The following is a 15410-nucleotide window of genomic DNA, read 5'->3' as shown; positions in this document are numbered from 1 at the left end:
GTTGTGAGTTTATTTGTTCAATTCTGATGCTCGCGTGCTTTTAACCCGGCGCTTTATGGATTCCCGCCTTCGCGGGATGACGGTAATTGTATGAATTATATGAAGTTTGAGTCACGATTCCTTTTTCTGCCACTCATGTCAAACCTGCGCGGAAATGACGGGGGAGAAGCGCAAATGACGAAATTGAGTGTTGCCGGTTGAGGAAACGCCCTGCTGGCACAGGGCGCGCTGGGTTAATGTCGGTCTGGCCTGGCTTTGATCAGCCAATAGACAAAGGTGTTCACGGGGCGGGTTTCATTCGAACTGACGTTGACGGCAGCCACATCAGGGTGATCTGTGGTTTGTTTTGCCAGCGTGGTGGCGCTTAGTGTAAAGGCGGTCGGTGGATCGGTCGGCGTCGCCGTGCCTGTTTGCCGGAACTGGTAATTGTGCTGGTGTTCACGCATGGCGTAATCCTGCGTGGAGCCGACCTCGCTGGCGTTGCCTCCTGCTGGTGCGGTCCGGTTTTCTGTGCTGCCAGACTGTTTGTTCTGGCTGTCGACCCCGCGTAAGAACGTGCCCTGGTAATCCGGCAACTGGAATTGCCCCTGCGATTCGTTTCCGCCATAGCGGACGCCTAAAGCGCCGAATAATTCCGGATACTGCGCGATGTTCACCAAAGTGCCGTCGCACAGCAGCCAGTCAAACATCATCAGATTGGTCTGATGCGGACCGGGCTGCTGGCTGATTTCACCGGCAAAGGCAATCACTGAGCCAACCGGCATGCCCAGGGTTGTCAGTTGTCCCGGTGAAGGATGCTCGGGGGGCTCAGGCACAATCAGGCCGCGCAGCGGAGCGGCCTGCGCGGATGCACTGGTCTGAATGTGTGGCAGTTTAATCATCAAGATGACCTCCGATATCCCGTAAATCTTCATCAGAAACCACGGTCATTGCGGTGGGCAGTGTCATGGTCCAGGTCTCGGTTTGCTGGCGCTCGTCCGGCATGCGAAGCAGCTTCTTATAATCACTGACAATCGCCAGCGATGGTGCATTGATGGGCGTCAGCGTCTCCTCTCCATGCCAGATTTTGCCCGTGTCGAGAAAGTAGAGAAACCGCAGCACATAATCGACTTTGACCGGCAAGAGTAATTTCACCCGGTCCGCGACCAGCAGGTTCTGAAGATACAGGTGCAGATCTAAGTTCGACAGGAGCTGAGACATCATTCGGGACTGATCGTCCGCCCGCGTGGTGATGATTCTGAGGTTGAGATGATCCCAGTCTAACGCCTCTTCCGCATACTGATAGAAGGGCAGTTTCTCTTGCGGATAACTGGGATCAGACTGGACATGGGACATCGCCTGCAGATAGAGCGCCTGCATGCCTTGTTTGATCAGATACAGCTTCAACAGGGCAAACGTTTTGGGGGTGCAGTGCTTGTCGAGCCAGTGCTGGATCTCGCTGAGCTGGTTCAGATAGGTCGAAAATTGCGTGTGGTATCCGCGGTTGAGTAGTTGATAAACGTCATATTGCCATTGGCTGAAATGTGCCTCCGTACAAACCAGCGTCGCCACCACGCTCACGGTATAACTCAGGTTCTCTGAGGGGGTGGACGCATCCTGTGGCTGCGATGGAGTCGCGATGACAGCAAGGTTGAATTCGCTGCTGAGTGCGGGTGTTGTGGTTTGAGTGTCGGAAGCGGTTGGAGCGCTCCCTTGCGCGGCAGAGAAGTCGAAGGTGACAGGCTGCGTGGTGTCCGCAGTGATTTGCTGGCTCTGATCCGCGACGGTCACTGTATACGACTGAGCGACAGCCGACTGAACGCTGACGGAAACGCTTTGCAGGACATAGCCAGGCGGTAGCGCAAGATTGAGTGCAGACACCGCTTGCGTGCTCTTCAGGCTGGCCGAAACGGCATACGGCGATACGGGCGGCGGCGGCACCTCTGGAAGCTGATATTGCGCAGCCAGGTTGAGATAGCTGCTGGGCTCGCTGAGATTGCCGCTGATGTCGGTATAAGACGAAATTCCCAACTGAGCGAGCGTTTGGGGTTTCTGAAAATTCAGCAAGGTCTGTAACTCGGCAAGAATATCGATGTCGCTGGCCAGCATTGGACAGTCAATTTCGATCAGTAGCCGTTTCTGGCTGTCTGAAGCGATCACCTCATATTTTTTGTTGAGCCAGTAGTAAAACCCGTTGATTGCGCTGTCTGAATGATTTTGAAATCGGTTGATTTCAGTCTGTTCCAGCTCCTGCTCTCCGCGATTCTGCCGCATCTCATCCACGGTCTGGCTCGCTTTTACCTGCGCTTCATCTAATACTTTTCTGATAAATTGCTGCTGGTTCTTTCCTTCGTCACCTGTGGGGCTTTCGACAATGGTCCAGCCGCCCGTGGTGGTTGTGTTCGGAGCCGCGCCTGAATAATTGGTCTGATAATCCTGAAAGCTGGTGGTCTGGGTTCTTTCTGCGAGGACCTGTGCCACATAGCTGCTGAGATCTTTATCCCACAACTGCTGTGTTGTTCCCTGATCCTGCCGGGAATTCGTTTGCGTCTGATTCTGGGTCTTTTCCAAGTGTCTCTGCCGGGAACGCCGCTCCCGGGTTTCTCCCTGCAGGACGGTTTCGACTTTCTGGAGTTCACCCAAGCTGTAGCCCGACAGTTTGTACTGAATCATATGCAGCGTGCCCAACGCATAGTACCGGGCACTGGAGGATGGCGTGCCGGTGGGTGGGCTGACAGGAGGTAGCGGAAAAATGGCGACGGGCAGATTCAGGCTGGCTTGCCACCATATTTCAAGCAGGTGATCGCTGATTTCCTCGTGTTTTTGAAGTTGTTGTGCTGCTCGCTGGATCACATGGACTTTTCGTAAGAGGGCGATTAAAAAATCAAGCCAGGCGAGCTCATAATCGGTCTGAATGTTCAGGGCGATGACACTCAGCCAGACGGAAATACTGGCTTGATCAAGCTGCGCCATCAAGGTCGGGTTGGATTCGATGAAACTCTGAATATCAGACGGGGAAGCATGCGCATCGATCTGCGATTCGTCTATCAAACGAAACGGCGGCGGCAACTCGCCAGGATGGCTGAGGTATGCTGCCTGGGTTGAGCTGTCAGCCACAGGCTGTGCCCCCTCTGATGGCGGCGTGAAAGGGGTGCCTGAAATATAGCTGGCCGCCCATTGCTCCATCGCGATGCGCTCGCCCTGTGTTTTCAGGCTCGCCAGCGTTTGATAGTCCTCAGTAGCCGTGACGTTGGGAGGGACTGTAAAGAAAGCATTATCGAGATAGAAAGGACTGACCGAAGGCACGGGGGCGATGTTCAGATAGGGAAACAGTTGTTGATAGGATGTGGTGACCTGTCTGCTGAGCAGATGGCCAAGTTCCGATGGATTGCTCATAACGTGACTCACTCTATCAGGTACAGAGTGTTTATCGTGCGGGAAACTGAGCCGGAAGAATCGTGCAAACTGCGGCGGTTTACAGGCGGTATGATGAAAGTGGGATCAACTCAGAGGCAAGATGTCGTGAAATCCGGCATCGTTCAGGTGATGGGATCACCTGAACGGCCGGGACAACGGGGTGACATCAGGAGAATACAGCCACATAAGGTTCAAACGGATTCACGGTGAATGGAAATTCGTCCGTGACATCAATTGTGGATGCCCAGGACTCCACAGCACTGGTTTTGCTGTCCTGATAGTGAAAGATCACACTGACGAGTGTCCGTTCGCCGACATACTGGATGTTGGCATCAATACTGATCAGGTGAATCAGCTGGCTGTAGCTCTGGCTGCGTTGCCGGTACAGTTTCCGGTAGAAGGTTTCACCATAGCAAAGCAGATAATTCAGGGCTCTGGCTTCATCCGTCATGCCAGTACATCGGGCCAGCAGCAGGTAGGATTCTATCATCTGTACCAAGCCGTCGTCAGCGCCGGAGTTCGGTCGTCCGGAAGCGGAACCCTGGCGCGCCATGGCACGGGCGTTGACGTCATGAAATTTATTGATGCGTAACAGGCTGAGATCCCCCGAGTCCGGGAGCAATGGGCCCACAATCAGCGCATTGACTGTGTCTCGCTCGCTGTCCTTGTTTTGTTCACTGCGGGCCAGGGTGTCGATCAGCATCTGCATGTTGTATTCACTGGGCACGAGACGGTACATCGGATTGCCGTAGATATCCTGCAACTGCCAGTCCAGCATTTTGGCCAGATAGCGGTAATCGCGGGAAGCCAGCACCGTATTGATGATGTGCAGGGCCTTGGCCTGCGCCTGTTGCAGCGACATGGGCGCAGGCTGTTTGGGCAGACAATCGGGCCAGAAGGGGGCAAACTGGGTGCGATACGCTTGCATGTCTCCGCTGCTGCCGTACTGTTCAATTACGGCATAAGCGCAGCGAAATTCTCGTTCAATGCTCTTGTCGGGCCATCTTGCCATCAGTTTGCCAACGGCATAAACATCCGTCGCTAATGCGTCGACCGTGAATGGGAGATCCCCAGTGGTGCGCTGAACTGGCATGTAACAAGCATTCGCAGCGATGCTTGGCAAGGGAGTGAAGTGGGTGCTCAGCATAGAATATCTCCTCAACCATGCGTGGGAATGTAATCACTCAGCGGTGATTGCAGAAAGGGATACAGGCTGGATACATCGACGGATGCAAAGTAACTGAATTGTCTGCCACTGATGGTGCGCTGATAGTTGAAGATCACATCCACAAGGGTGGTTTCCGCTGCGCTGGGCGAATATTGCGTTTCAATACTGAGCAGAAATGCTTCGGTGTCTTTTTGAATGGTGTGGTTGCCTTCGCCAGACACCAGCATGCCGGAAGTCCGGGTTTCATAAATATCCGGATAACGGAAAGCCAGAAAGTTCTGGGCCCGTTCAAAATCACTGGCGCCGAGATTCTGGCGTACTCGAAGCAAATTCAGCAGATTCGCGATGGCCTTGGTGGTGGTGTTCTCCCCGCTCTGGCCCAGTTTTCGCAAGATGACGGCTGGATTCGGGTCAAAATCAAAAATATGGTTGCACTGCACTACAGGCAGCCAGATTTCCTCGCCTGCATCCACAGGACTCGAGGACTCTTTCACGCCGACGATGACACAGAGCAATTCTGTGGATTGATCGGCCTGCTCTTGCTCAAGTTTGCGCAGATAGCTGATAAATTCATTCAGTTCGACAATACTGTGTGGTTGAATAATATAGGCTTCCTGCTCATCCACTGACAGAATCCAATTCACATTTTCTGCCAGATAACGGTAGGGTTTGGTGCGCTGTTCTGAACCGGGTTGTTTGTCGATATAGCCAAAAATCGTGCCGTATTGATAGGGGGCGACGTTGCGATTCTCTTTGGCTGATATTTCCTGTGCGGCCGCTTCACATTCTTTTTCCAGGCCCTTGTTTGGAAACTCGACCCGTAATTTTCCGGCCACATAAACAGGCTCGAAACTTGGAGAGGGCACTTCCGGCGGTGCGGGTGCCGTGTCAACTTCTGCGCGCTGCAAGGGCGGTTGTGGCGCTGGTCCAGGTGCTGCATGAGGCATCTCTGGGTGTGCCGGATGTTGGGCCTGGGATGGATCCGCATGCTGAGATTGTTGCTGTTCGGTTGCAGACATTGGATATTCCTTTCTGAAGTGGCGGGTGTCTTTTCAGCATAAAACTGAACCCGGTGAAACATTCGGGGGAATCCCGTTATTTTTAAGTGAAAGTCAGGAAAGTGAATCCATTGATAATTCCGGCTGAATAATACCGCTGAATGTCCGGGTTTTTACATTCAGAGAAAACTACATTCAATTCAGTGCCGACAATCAATGAAGGAAACAGTGGCTATGTTCTCCCAATCGATTCCAGGAAAATGTGATTCAAAAAAAATGAAATCGGTCTGCGTTTACCCATTACCTGCGCGACTCAGACGTGGCATGGAAAAAATAACTGGTATCAATCTGAAACAAGTTCGCGTGTTTTATCACTCGGATAAACCCGGTCAGTTACAAGCCCATGCTTATGCTCAGGGCTGGAATATATATCTGGCCCCGGGGCAGGAACATCACCTGCCTCATGAATTGGGACATATTATTCAGCAAGCCAAGGGAATGGTTCAGCCCACCATGCAGGTGAATGGGGTGGCTGTGAATGATGACCCAGCCCTGGAAGCCCATGCGACCTGGCTTGGCGAACAGGCGGTACGCGCGGGTTATGGCGGCCCGAGCGCGTGAGTGATGTCATTTCAGCATCACATCGCATGGGTCTCTGAATGAATCAAGAGGAAGACAACATGTATGTTTATGAGACGAAATCTCCTAAAAAGGCAAATCAAACCCCAAAGTCACATTTGAAAAGATATCGAAACTCAAATCAGGGTGTTGCGCAGTGTTTAGCTGCCACACAAACTGTGAATGATCATAATTATGAATCACAATCCCAAATCATTGATGTACAAATTGATCGTGGCTCAAATGTTCCAAGTTCGGCCATTCCTGATGGAAATATAGAGAGAAATGCAAGCAATCGAACACTGAAACATTGTATGCCATATAACTGGATTCGGGACCGCCTGATATCAATCATGAAAAATGAGCAAAACCGGAATATGGCTTTATTGAAGATAAATCAAATTGCGCAAGCCTTAGGAACGCCAAGTTTGAACCAAGTCGGTCATAGCCTGTATGACTATAACAATGCGGTTGATCGATTAATTCATGGTATTGCCATGTATGGCGGAAACTTATTCATCGCCGATCATTCGACCGGGGATGGTGGCGGGAAATATTTTGATATGCCATATAACCCAAATATTGCGAATTCTTTACATGATGGCGTCGCAAGACTAGAAGCCGTACTGGGAATGCCGGGAATGCATCAAGAGAGAAAAAGATTTACTGGCGGATTACAGCCTGGGGGAAATGAACGATCACCCATTTTTATTTAATTGAAAATTGAGATTTTACAGTCAAGGTTTTGTTTGAATCATTCATGATAAGTGAAAGGAGAAATGACGATGTTTGCAACAATGAATCGAACCGAGCGGACTTCAGGGTTCAAGTCTGCGAGTGAAATGAAGCCTGTAAAAATGGCGGGTACTCGGGTATTGAATACAGGAAACCGACCCAATTCGTGGATAAATTTGGGGCGGGTAGGCTTGAATCAAAGTCAACAGGTGCCAGGGGTTGCTCAGCGTCAGAGAACGGATGTCTGTCTGAAGTCTGCAGAGGGGACTTATCGACTGGGCAATAATCCAGAAAAAATCGATTTTTATTTTCGGGAAGCCAGTAAAGGTGACACTGTTATCGTGACCACCAAAAGCCATCCCAAAGGCAAGGTCGATTACACCAGTCAAGTGATTGCCATTCTGAAAAACAACGGCACGATTCCCAGAGATGCGGTGGATATACAGATCGATTACGACACCTATGGCATCAAAAAATAATCTCCGACGGACGGGATGACTTTTGATTGTTTGCATTTCAGACGTCTTGATCCGGAGTGCTGAAAAAAGTAAAGCCTCATCCTGGAATTGCGATCAACAGGGGAATGGCGCTGGCTTTCTTTTTCAGCACTCCAACTTTTCTGGCCAGGGAACAGGCAAAGATATGATGACATCACTTCAACAATTTCCGATCTCACTATCCCGGCCTCACCCGCAGGATGAGGGGTTGCGCGCTGAACTCGCCTGGTGTCAGGCACTGTTTCAGGCGCGACTGGATGACAAACCGGCTCATTCGAGTTTATCTGCACCGGATCTTTCAATTTATTCAGGGCCTTACGCGGATTTCATCCGATCCTGCCAATTCTCGGCGCAGTCCCGATTGGTCGTTTGTCTGGGTTTGGTGCCCATTGTGCTGCCTCAGATGCTGGAACATCTTCTGCAATCTTATGAAGAGAAGGAACTGCCATTCAGTGAACTGGGATTTGCCGAATTTCAGGGCACCTTGTGGCCGACGGGTCAAACGCTCGCTTCTTTGCTGGGAGACGATCCAATACAGAGCCGGCGGTTGGCGTTGCAGGTGCTGTCGGGACAGTTTCAAACCGATGTATTGCCGCTGTTTGTGGTGGAAAGTTCAGAAGAAGGCGAGTCTCGCCTGTGGCAAAAACTCCGGCTGAAGGAGGACGTGGTCGCTGCATGTCTCTGTTCGGATGCACCCCTGCCACAGAAGGAACCCGTGCGGTATGCCAGTTTACTCACCACTCCGCTGACGTGGGAGGCACTGGTTTTGCCGTCGGCGGTCTTGGGCGCTCTGGATGAAATTGAACTCTGGCTTTGTTTCGGGCATGCGCTTGAATCTGAATGGCAGTTGGCCGGAAAAATCAGGTCAGGATTTCGGGCACTGTTTTACGGTCCCCCCGGAACCGGTAAATCGATGACGGCGGCACTTTTGGGTAAAAAGCATGAACGGCCCGTTTACCGGGTCGATATTTCTGCGGTGGTGTCTAAATACATCGGGGAGACAGAAAAAAACTTATCGCGACTGTTTCAGCAAGCAGAGCAGCAGGGCTGGATTCTGTTTTTCGATGAAGCGGATGCGCTGTTTGGCCAACGGGTACAAACCGCGGGGGCGAACGATCAGTTTGCAAATCAGAATGTGGCGTATCTGCTTCAGCGGATTGAATCGTTCACCGGGATCATTATTCTGGCCACCAATCTGCAGGAAAATCTGGACAGTGCCTTTTTCCGCCGTTTCGAAACGACGGTACATTTCCCACTGCCAGATGCGTCTGTACGTCTGACATTATGGGAACACGCACTCCCGGCAACAAAGCGCGGGGCGGATGTCGATTTAAGCGAGCTGGCCAGCCAGTATCCGTTGACTGGCGCAGAGATTGTGAATGTGGTGCGTTATGCCGCTTTAAAAGCCATGAGCCGTTCTGCATCGGCCGTCAGTCTGGATGAACTGCAGACCGGGATTCGTCAGGTCACCACCTTTCAGGCGCAAGCGACGCGTTTTGCAGGCAAGCATGCGTTTTTTCAATCGCATCCGTGAAGGGTTGCTTCAGATGTCTGCGCTGTCTCGAACAACGGGTTGTGGAAAACAATCCATGGCCACCGGAGTGACCATGATTTTTAGTGCTTTGTGCATCAATCGTCCGGTGTACATACCCGAATCCGGTGCCCGTCGGGGTCCAGAGCCACAAAGGTGAGGCCGAACACCGCTTCATGCAAAGGCTGCTCAATGGTGACATTCAGTTGCTGCCACTGTTCATATAATCGGATCACTTCATTGTCTTCCGGCACCATAAGCGAGAGCTCACTGCGGTGTCCGTTTCCTCCGGATACAAAGTTTCTGGCTTCTTCAGACCAGAGTCCCAGGCTGAGTCCATTCTCGAAATCGAATGCTGCGTAGGTCGGCAGCACGGCTGAAGGTTTGCAATCGAAGAGTGTCTGATAGAACTGGGCGCTGGTTTCAGGACTTTTTACATAAAATAACAATAGGTTAGGTGTCAACATAACTTTCCTTTCTTGTGTCTGTGGGTTGGGAATGAACTCAGATTAACCCGTGACACTGTCAGAAAATGGCAGTATGTTAAGGTCTTTTAATCTGAGTGCATATGCGAACCGAACGTTTACTTCAGCTTCTGCAAATTCTCCGCCAGCATCGGCATCCTGTGAGCGGTCAGTTTCTGGCGGAAGCGCTGAATGTCAGTATCCGAACACTGTATCGGGACATTGCCACGTTGCAGGCGCAGGGGGCGCAGATTGAAGGAGAGCCCGGCATTGGCTATGTCCTGAAACCCGGTTTTTTTCTGCCGCCATTGATGCTGAAAGAGCAGGAAGTGGCAGCACTGATGCTGGGGATGCGGTGGGTCTCTACCTTTGCCGATCAGCCCTTAGCGGCCGCGGCTCAGGAAGCTTTGGCAAAAGTGACTGCTGTATTGCCTTCGGATGTGATGCCGGGGGCCAATGAAGTGCCTTTGCGGGTCGGCCCGCCCGTAAAACTGCAAGATGAAGATTTATCTTTGCTGCGCAAAGCCATTCAACTGGAACGCCAGTTGGCGATTACGTATCAGGACCAAAGCGGTCAGTCGACTAACCGGGTGATCTGGCCGTTTGCAATCGGGTATTTTCAGGACGGCCGGATTCTGGCGGCCTGGTGTGAATCCCGGCAGGATTTTCGCCATTTTCGGACCGACAGAATCCGCCAGGCGATGCTGCTGGATCAGCGTTATCCAAAGCGGCGCCATGATCTGTTTCGGGAATGGCAGGCCCAGCAGTTGGCTCCCCCCCAGCGCTCTGAAAGAAAGATGTCACGAATGACGCGCAATGAAACAACATTGCTCAATGGTGCACTGAACAAAGAAAAATAGGATCGCTGATCGGTGTGATTGGCGATACAAAACAAGGACAGATATTACTGCATGGAAACCCTATTCCCATCACCTTTAAAGCCGGGGGATAAAATTGGCTTTTTCTCGCCGTCTTCACCCGTCACCGTGTTTGCGCCGCAGCGGTATGAACGAGCGAAGCAATTTCTGGCGTCAAAAGGGTTTCGTCTGCAAGCCGGCAGTCTGACCGGGCATTCGGATCACTATCGCTCCGGCTCTGTTCAGGCTCGGGCAGAAGAGCTGAACACCCTGATTCGTGATCCCGAAGTCCGGTGTGTGATGTCGACGATTGGGGGCAATAACAGCAATGCGCTGCTGCCTTATCTTGATTACGAAGCCCTGAAGCGGGATCCGAAAATCATTATCGGCTATTCAGATGTCACCGCATTGCTGATGGGGATTTATGCCCAAACCGGATTGATCACTTTTTACGGACCTGCGCTGGTGGCTTCTTTTGGTGAATTGCCGCCTTTGGTGGAGCAAACTTACGATTCATTTTTTGAGGTGCTGTGTCAGTCGGGTAAGTCGGCCTATCAATATCAGATGCCACCGGTCTGGACGGATCAAATGCTGGACTGGGAAACACAGTCTGAACCGAAAACTTGCCGTCCGAATCGGTGGGCGTTTTTGGGCGAAGGGGTCACCAAGGGGCGTTTGATTGGCGGGAATCTCAACACCATGGCCGGGATCTGGGGCAGCCCGTTTATGCCAGACCTTCAGCCCGGCGATATTCTGCTGATTGAAGACAGTCTGAAGGGGATCGAGACGGTCGAACGCGCCTTTGCGCATCTGAAACTATGCGGTGTATTCGATACAGTATCGGCCATCATTTTGGGGAAACATGAGCTGTTCAATGATAAAGGGACAGGCAGAACACCGCTTGATGTCTTACAGGAAATTCTGAATGGGCAGTCGGTCCCGATTCTGGCCGGTTTCGATAGTTGTCATACACACCCCATGTTAACGGTGCCACTTGGTGCTGAGGTTGAAATCGATTTTGACCGGGAAAGTATCCGTCTGAATGGGGCTTGGTTGCGTGAATCGATTGAATGAAAGGAATATAGATGTCGTTTTTGATTAGAAAGGCGGTTGCCGCAGATGCAAGGTCCATTTTTGAATTACGACAGCGGGCAATCTGGACCAAATGTGCGGCTGATTATTCTCAAGCGCAGTTGGCGCTCTGGACACAAGGGGAAATGTCGGCGCGATTTATCGCCGACGTCGAGCGGGCATTTTTTGTCGCTGAATCAGAGCAGCGTGTGATTGCCAGCGGCATGATCAATGTGGACGACGGGATGGTCGATGCTATTTTTGTGGTGCCTGAGTTCATGGGACAGGGCGTGGCACAGGCCATGCTGCGTCATCTTGAACAACTTGCGCGTGAAGCGGGTTTGCCAGCGATGAAGCTGGATTCAACCTTGAATGCAGCGGCGTTTTATCGGCGTTGCGGCTTTGTGGGTGATGAGATTTCGGTGTATGAATCGCCGGGCGGTTTGCAGCTGGCCTGCATCCCGATGGAAAAATCTTTGCTTTCAACGCTTTGAATTCCCCCTCCCCCTTGAAAAGGGGGAGGGACAGATCGAATTTGTTGTAAGTCTTGCGCTTTCCCTCTCCTTGGTAAGGGGTGGGGTTCGACAAGCGTGAATCGATTGAATGAAAGGAATATAGATGTCGTTTTTGATTAGAAAGGCGGTTGCCGCAGATGCAAGGTCCATTTTTGAATGACGTCCGCGGGCAACCTGGGCCAAATGCGTGGCCGATTATTCTGAATTCAGTTGAGTTAACGTCGCAACTGATTTACTCAGTGCATCCAACGTTTGGCAAAGATCGCGATACTGCGTCGCGGTTAAGCCATCAAGAATCTGGGATTCCCATGCGATTGCTAGCGGAACGATGCGCTGGTAAAGGCTTAACCCCTCCTTGGTTAGCTTAATGTTAGACGCGCGCAAATCGTTTTCTGATTTGGCGCGCTGAATCAGCTTTTTGTCTTCGAGATTGATTAATGTGCGTGACACTTTTACTTTATCAAGGTTTGTTATTTCGGATAAGTCACGGGCAATCACATTTTCACGTGCCGCTAAGTTAGCGATGATTCTCCACTCTGAGCGGGTAATATCAAATTCTCTCTTGTACAGCGTTGCAAGACTTTCTGAGACTTGCTCGGAGGTCTGTATCAGTTTGTAAGGTAAGAAGTTGTCCAGTGAAAATGCAAATTGTCCCATGTTCCCTCAATTAACCGCTGTAAAGCCACTGTGGTAAAGCTAATGATAATGCTGGAATCAGTGCAACGAGTACTAATCGAATCATATCTACTGTCCAAAATGGGATGATACCTTTAAAGATTATCTTCGTCTTTATATCTTTCACCACACCAGAGAGGACAAAAACATTCATTCCGACAGGTGGCGTGATCAAGCTGATCTCTGTCACGACAACCACAAGAATCCCAAACCAAACAAGGTCGTAGCCCATGCTTTCCACCAGTGGGAAGAAGATCGGTACGGTTAACAGCAGCATAGACATACTTTCAAAGATGCAACCCAGAACAATGTAGACACAGATAATCGCGATGATCACCATAAATGGTGCCATGTTCATACTGGTAATCAGTTCCAACAGTTGGTTGGTAAACCCAGAGCGGTTGATAAAGTTAGAAAAGATTAATGCTGAAATCACCACGCTAAACAGCACACCAGTCGTTTTAGCAGAGTCGAGCAGGATTTCATGCAGCACTTTGATGGTGATCGCGCGCTTCACCATGGCGATCAGTAATGCACCCGCAGCACCGATGCCCGCCGCTTCGGTAGGCGTAAACGCACCAGCGTAAATACCCCCCATCACCAGAATGAATAGGGCGATGGTTGAAAACACGCCTTTTAGCGCAATGAGGCGCTGTGGCCAGGGCACTCTCTCCATGGGGGGCGCCATGGTTGGCTGACGGTGCACTGTCCAGCGAACCGCGACCAAGTACAACACCACGCCCAAGAGACCGGGTACTAATCCGGCAGCAAACAGTTCACGAATGCTGGTTTCAGTGAGAAGCCCGTATACGACCAACATGACGCTTGGTGGAATCAGGATCCCGAGCGTACCACCTGCAGCAATAGATGCGGCAGCCAAGCTGTCTTGGTAGCCGTATTGACGCATTGGTGGCATTGCAACTTTCGACATGGTGGCGGCTGTTGCCAGGCTAGAGCCACAAATCGCTGAGAAGCCGCCGCAAGCGAGGATAGTTGCCATGGATAATCCGCCTTTACGATGGCCAACAAAAGCGTTGCTGGCAGCGTAAAGCTCATGTGAAATCCCCGCTCGGTTGACCAAATTGCCCATCAATACAAACAATGGAATCACAGACAGACTGTAATCTTGTCCGGTGTCTATGATCCGTCGTGCCGCCATTGATAATGTCGCAGACCAGTTAAAATCGACCAGAAAGCCAAAGCCAACAAAACCGACGATCCCCATCGCGTAGGCTAACGGAATACGAAATAAAACCAGTATAAGGAGGGCTGTAAATCCCACTAAAGTTACCGTCATGAGTCATTTTCCTGAGTGGTATTGCGAACGGGTGCATCGCTAAACAAGTATTGGTATGCCAATGCCAAAGCGATAACCATCGAAATCCAGCCGATGAACGAGATAAAACATATGACATAGCCGATAGGAATTTCGAGCACATCGGTGGTTTCACCATAAGAAAGTGAACGCACACCTAGCCCCCATATTTTCCAAGCGATTAAACCGAGTGCGAACGCACTGCATAGGTTGATGAATGCTTGGCGCAGATTTGTCAGTGATACCGGAAACCAGTCATCCAACAAGTCGACACAGATGTGTTCTTCGCTCCATGTGATTAACGAAAATGCGGAAAAGACAACAATGGCCAACATCATCTCAATCAGTTCGACGCCACCGGGAAAAGGACGATGAAAGAAATAGCGACCGACCACATCTATGACCGTGAGCACAAGCATACTAAAGAGTGTTAATGAAGCGATTACGCCCAGTAACTGGCGTAATCGTTTAAGAACAGAAAAGGTCGGGTTCATTACTCTGCTCCAAGGAGCTCAACTTGCTCGTGATAGTACGCCAAGGCTTTTTCTGGGTTGCTGATGCGGCGTTTTTTTGCAGTTTTTAACCACGCTTGTTCTAACCCTTCTGCGTAGCGTTTCGCTTGAGAGATCATCTCGGGTGATGCTTCTCGGATATTGCCGTTTTTCGCCAGTGTATCTTCTACACCGGCCTGGTCAGCTTGGTCCATCATTTGACCAAATAGACGAGACAGCTTTTCACCTGACACCGCCAGTACGGCTGCGCGATCTTTCTCGGATAAATTATCCAGCGTATCCGGGTTCATCAAGATACTGAAGCTCCCGCGGTACAAACCTCCCGGGAAGGTGATGACGTTTGGGGCGACTTCATTCAGACGGAAGCTTTTTAACGCTTCTAGAGTCAGGAATGCGCCATCCACCACACCTTGGGATAGGGCTTCGTAAACTTTAGTGGGAGGAAGTGCAACCGGAGCGACGCCTATTTTCTTACCGAGCACAGACATCACTTCACCCGCGATGCGCATTTTCTTCCCGTCTAAATCCTCAAATGAGTTTACTTTTTCACGGGTAATGATCGTGCCCGGACCATGAACCCCAACGCCGAGTACCACAGTGCCACGGTGTTCTTTACCACTTTTCAGATACTTATCAAATACACGCCAGTAAGCTGCTGAAGCTTGCTCAGATGAGAGGGTGTTAGAAAAAGTTGGGATTTCCGGGAGCGTCGTCAATTGAAAACGTCCGGGTTTAAAACCATGAAAGTACCATGTGACGTCTGCAACGCCATCCGTGATCATATCCGCTTGTGCTGGTGGTGGTGCCATATTGTGCTCAATCCGGATATCAACTCTTCCTTCCGTGGCTTCGTGAACCCATTTGCCCCAGGTTGGCCAAACCAAAGTATTTATTCCATGGTTGGGTGAACCCCAAGAACTAATGATTAATGTTTTTTCAGCTGCGAAGGCGGAAGTCGTGGTTCCAAAGTATGTTGAAGCGGCAGCAATCAAAGTCAAAACTAGCTTCTTCATTTTCAACCCCATCTGTTACTTTTGTAACTTTATTTGTTGAGTGTT

General features: G+C 50.8%; 16 protein-coding genes. 7 read left to right on the top strand and 9 right to left on the bottom strand.

Going from position 1 to position 15410, the window contains the following annotated elements; genetic code table 11:
* Positions 1-233: 233 nt before the first annotated feature.
* From Q4579_RS19160 to Q4579_RS19145, 4 genes are all read right to left on the bottom strand, one after another.
* Positions 234-881: a phage tail protein gene (locus Q4579_RS19160; protein ID WP_303566345.1), complete on the bottom strand. Its 648-nt coding sequence runs from the start codon at positions 879-881 to the stop codon at positions 234-236.
* On the bottom strand, positions 874-3375 hold the full coding sequence (locus Q4579_RS19155) for a hypothetical protein (RefSeq protein WP_303566344.1): 2502 nt from the start codon (positions 3373-3375) through the stop codon (positions 874-876). The genes Q4579_RS19160 and Q4579_RS19155 overlap by 8 nt, the downstream gene beginning before the upstream one ends.
* Before the next feature lie 187 nt (positions 3376-3562).
* Entirely contained in the window at positions 3563-4543 is a 981-nt protein-coding gene (locus tag Q4579_RS19150) for a hypothetical protein (RefSeq protein WP_303566342.1), read from the bottom strand.
* Between the two features lie 11 nt (positions 4544-4554).
* Positions 4555-5583 carry a hypothetical protein gene (locus Q4579_RS19145; protein WP_303566340.1) on the bottom strand — a complete coding sequence of 343 codons (1029 nt, stop codon included), beginning with the start codon at positions 5581-5583 and terminating at the stop codon, positions 4555-4557.
* 195 nt (positions 5584-5778) lie between these two features.
* Between Q4579_RS19145 and Q4579_RS19140 the strand changes: the two genes are divergently transcribed.
* From Q4579_RS19140 to Q4579_RS19125, 4 genes are all read left to right on the top strand, one after another.
* Complete coding sequence (locus Q4579_RS19140) at positions 5779-6183, top strand: DUF4157 domain-containing protein (protein WP_368502007.1); 405 nt, start codon at positions 5779-5781, stop codon at positions 6181-6183.
* Positions 6184-6221: 38 nt separating this feature from the next.
* On the top strand, positions 6222-6896 hold the full coding sequence (locus Q4579_RS19135) for a hypothetical protein (RefSeq protein ID WP_303566338.1): 675 nt from the start codon (positions 6222-6224) through the stop codon (positions 6894-6896).
* A 210-nt stretch (positions 6897-7106) separates the two neighbouring features.
* Positions 7107-7394 carry a hypothetical protein gene (locus tag Q4579_RS19130; RefSeq protein WP_303566337.1) on the top strand — a complete coding sequence of 96 codons (288 nt, stop codon included), beginning with the start codon at positions 7107-7109 and terminating at the stop codon, positions 7392-7394.
* A gap of 163 nt (positions 7395-7557) precedes the next feature.
* Positions 7558-8946, top strand: coding sequence for an ATP-binding protein (locus Q4579_RS19125; protein WP_303566336.1), 1389 nt, complete (start codon positions 7558-7560; stop codon positions 8944-8946).
* A gap of 95 nt (positions 8947-9041) precedes the next feature.
* Here the strand turns inward: Q4579_RS19125 and Q4579_RS19120 are convergent, their stop codons facing one another.
* Positions 9042-9410 (bottom strand): VOC family protein, encoded by a 369-nt coding sequence (locus tag Q4579_RS19120; protein ID WP_303566334.1) that lies wholly within the window; start codon positions 9408-9410, stop codon positions 9042-9044.
* 101 nt (positions 9411-9511) lie between these two features.
* Between Q4579_RS19120 and Q4579_RS19115 the strand changes: the two genes are divergently transcribed.
* Genes Q4579_RS19115 through Q4579_RS19105 form a run of 3 tightly spaced genes read left to right on the top strand, consistent with a single transcriptional unit; the run spans position 9512 to position 11829 of the window.
* Positions 9512-10267: a YafY family protein gene (locus Q4579_RS19115; RefSeq protein WP_303566332.1), complete on the top strand. Its 756-nt coding sequence runs from the start codon at positions 9512-9514 to the stop codon at positions 10265-10267.
* Between the two features lie 51 nt (positions 10268-10318).
* A complete protein-coding gene (locus tag Q4579_RS19110; protein ID WP_303566330.1) occupies positions 10319-11338 on the top strand; it encodes a S66 peptidase family protein in 1020 nt (339 codons plus the stop codon).
* A gap of 11 nt (positions 11339-11349) precedes the next feature.
* The gene (locus Q4579_RS19105) at positions 11350-11829 is read left to right on the top strand and encodes a GNAT family N-acetyltransferase (RefSeq protein WP_303566329.1); all 480 of its coding nucleotides are present in this window, start codon (positions 11350-11352) and stop codon (positions 11827-11829) included.
* Positions 11830-12045: 216 nt separating this feature from the next.
* Here Q4579_RS19105 and Q4579_RS19100 read toward each other — a convergent pair whose 3' ends face one another.
* The 4 genes from Q4579_RS19100 to Q4579_RS19085 are packed head-to-tail and all read right to left on the bottom strand — an operon-like array spanning position 12046 to position 15365.
* Positions 12046-12507 carry a MarR family winged helix-turn-helix transcriptional regulator gene (locus tag Q4579_RS19100; protein ID WP_303566328.1) on the bottom strand — a complete coding sequence of 154 codons (462 nt, stop codon included), beginning with the start codon at positions 12505-12507 and terminating at the stop codon, positions 12046-12048.
* Between the two features lie 10 nt (positions 12508-12517).
* On the bottom strand, positions 12518-13822 hold the full coding sequence (locus Q4579_RS19095; protein WP_303566326.1) for a TRAP transporter large permease: 1305 nt from the start codon (positions 13820-13822) through the stop codon (positions 12518-12520).
* Positions 13819-14334, bottom strand: a complete 516-nt coding sequence (locus Q4579_RS19090; protein ID WP_303566325.1) for a TRAP transporter small permease — start codon at positions 14332-14334, stop codon at positions 13819-13821. The genes Q4579_RS19095 and Q4579_RS19090 overlap by 4 nt, the downstream gene beginning before the upstream one ends.
* Positions 14334-15365, bottom strand: coding sequence for a TRAP transporter substrate-binding protein (locus Q4579_RS19085; RefSeq protein WP_303566324.1), 1032 nt, complete (start codon positions 15363-15365; stop codon positions 14334-14336). Before Q4579_RS19085 ends, Q4579_RS19090 begins: the two co-directional genes overlap by 1 nt.
* Between the last annotated feature and the right edge of the window lie 45 nt (positions 15366-15410).

Origin of the sequence: Photobacterium sp. 1_MG-2023 (genome assembly GCF_030547945.1) — a bacterium.
In the GTDB taxonomy this organism is placed as follows: domain Bacteria; phylum Pseudomonadota; class Gammaproteobacteria; order Enterobacterales; family Vibrionaceae; genus Photobacterium.
The sequence above is the reverse complement of the archived record's forward strand: the minus strand, read 5'-3'. Positions and strand labels throughout refer to the sequence as shown.

What these genes read in the sequence shown, in the direction of transcription:
- Q4579_RS19125 (WP_303566336.1), top strand. Translation starts at nt 7,558, where the DNA reads ATGATGACATCACTTCAACAATTTCCGATCTCACTATCCCGGCCTCAC.
- Q4579_RS19135 (WP_303566338.1), top strand. Translation starts at nt 6,222, where the DNA reads ATGAATCAAGAGGAAGACAACATGTATGTTTATGAGACGAAATCTCCT.
- Q4579_RS19120 (WP_303566334.1), bottom strand. Translation starts at nt 9,410, where the DNA reads ATGTTGACACCTAACCTATTGTTATTTTATGTAAAAAGTCCTGAAACC.
- Q4579_RS19155 (WP_303566344.1), bottom strand. Translation starts at nt 3,375, where the DNA reads ATGAGCAATCCATCGGAACTTGGCCATCTGCTCAGCAGACAGGTCACC.
- Q4579_RS19100 (WP_303566328.1), bottom strand. Translation starts at nt 12,507, where the DNA reads ATGGGACAATTTGCATTTTCACTGGACAACTTCTTACCTTACAAACTG.
- Q4579_RS19145 (WP_303566340.1), bottom strand. Translation starts at nt 5,583, where the DNA reads ATGTCTGCAACCGAACAGCAACAATCTCAGCATGCGGATCCATCCCAG.
- Q4579_RS19090 (WP_303566325.1), bottom strand. Translation starts at nt 14,334, where the DNA reads ATGAACCCGACCTTTTCTGTTCTTAAACGATTACGCCAGTTACTGGGC.
- Q4579_RS19150 (WP_303566342.1), bottom strand. Translation starts at nt 4,543, where the DNA reads ATGCTGAGCACCCACTTCACTCCCTTGCCAAGCATCGCTGCGAATGCT.
- Q4579_RS19105 (WP_303566329.1), top strand. Translation starts at nt 11,350, where the DNA reads ATGTCGTTTTTGATTAGAAAGGCGGTTGCCGCAGATGCAAGGTCCATT.
- Q4579_RS19085 (WP_303566324.1), bottom strand. Translation starts at nt 15,365, where the DNA reads ATGAAGAAGCTAGTTTTGACTTTGATTGCTGCCGCTTCAACATACTTT.
- Q4579_RS19115 (WP_303566332.1), top strand. Translation starts at nt 9,512, where the DNA reads ATGCGAACCGAACGTTTACTTCAGCTTCTGCAAATTCTCCGCCAGCAT.
- Q4579_RS19140 (WP_368502007.1), top strand. Translation starts at nt 5,779, where the DNA reads ATGAAGGAAACAGTGGCTATGTTCTCCCAATCGATTCCAGGAAAATGT.
- Q4579_RS19110 (WP_303566330.1), top strand. Translation starts at nt 10,319, where the DNA reads ATGGAAACCCTATTCCCATCACCTTTAAAGCCGGGGGATAAAATTGGC.
- Q4579_RS19095 (WP_303566326.1), bottom strand. Translation starts at nt 13,822, where the DNA reads ATGACGGTAACTTTAGTGGGATTTACAGCCCTCCTTATACTGGTTTTA.
- Q4579_RS19160 (WP_303566345.1), bottom strand. Translation starts at nt 881, where the DNA reads ATGATTAAACTGCCACACATTCAGACCAGTGCATCCGCGCAGGCCGCT.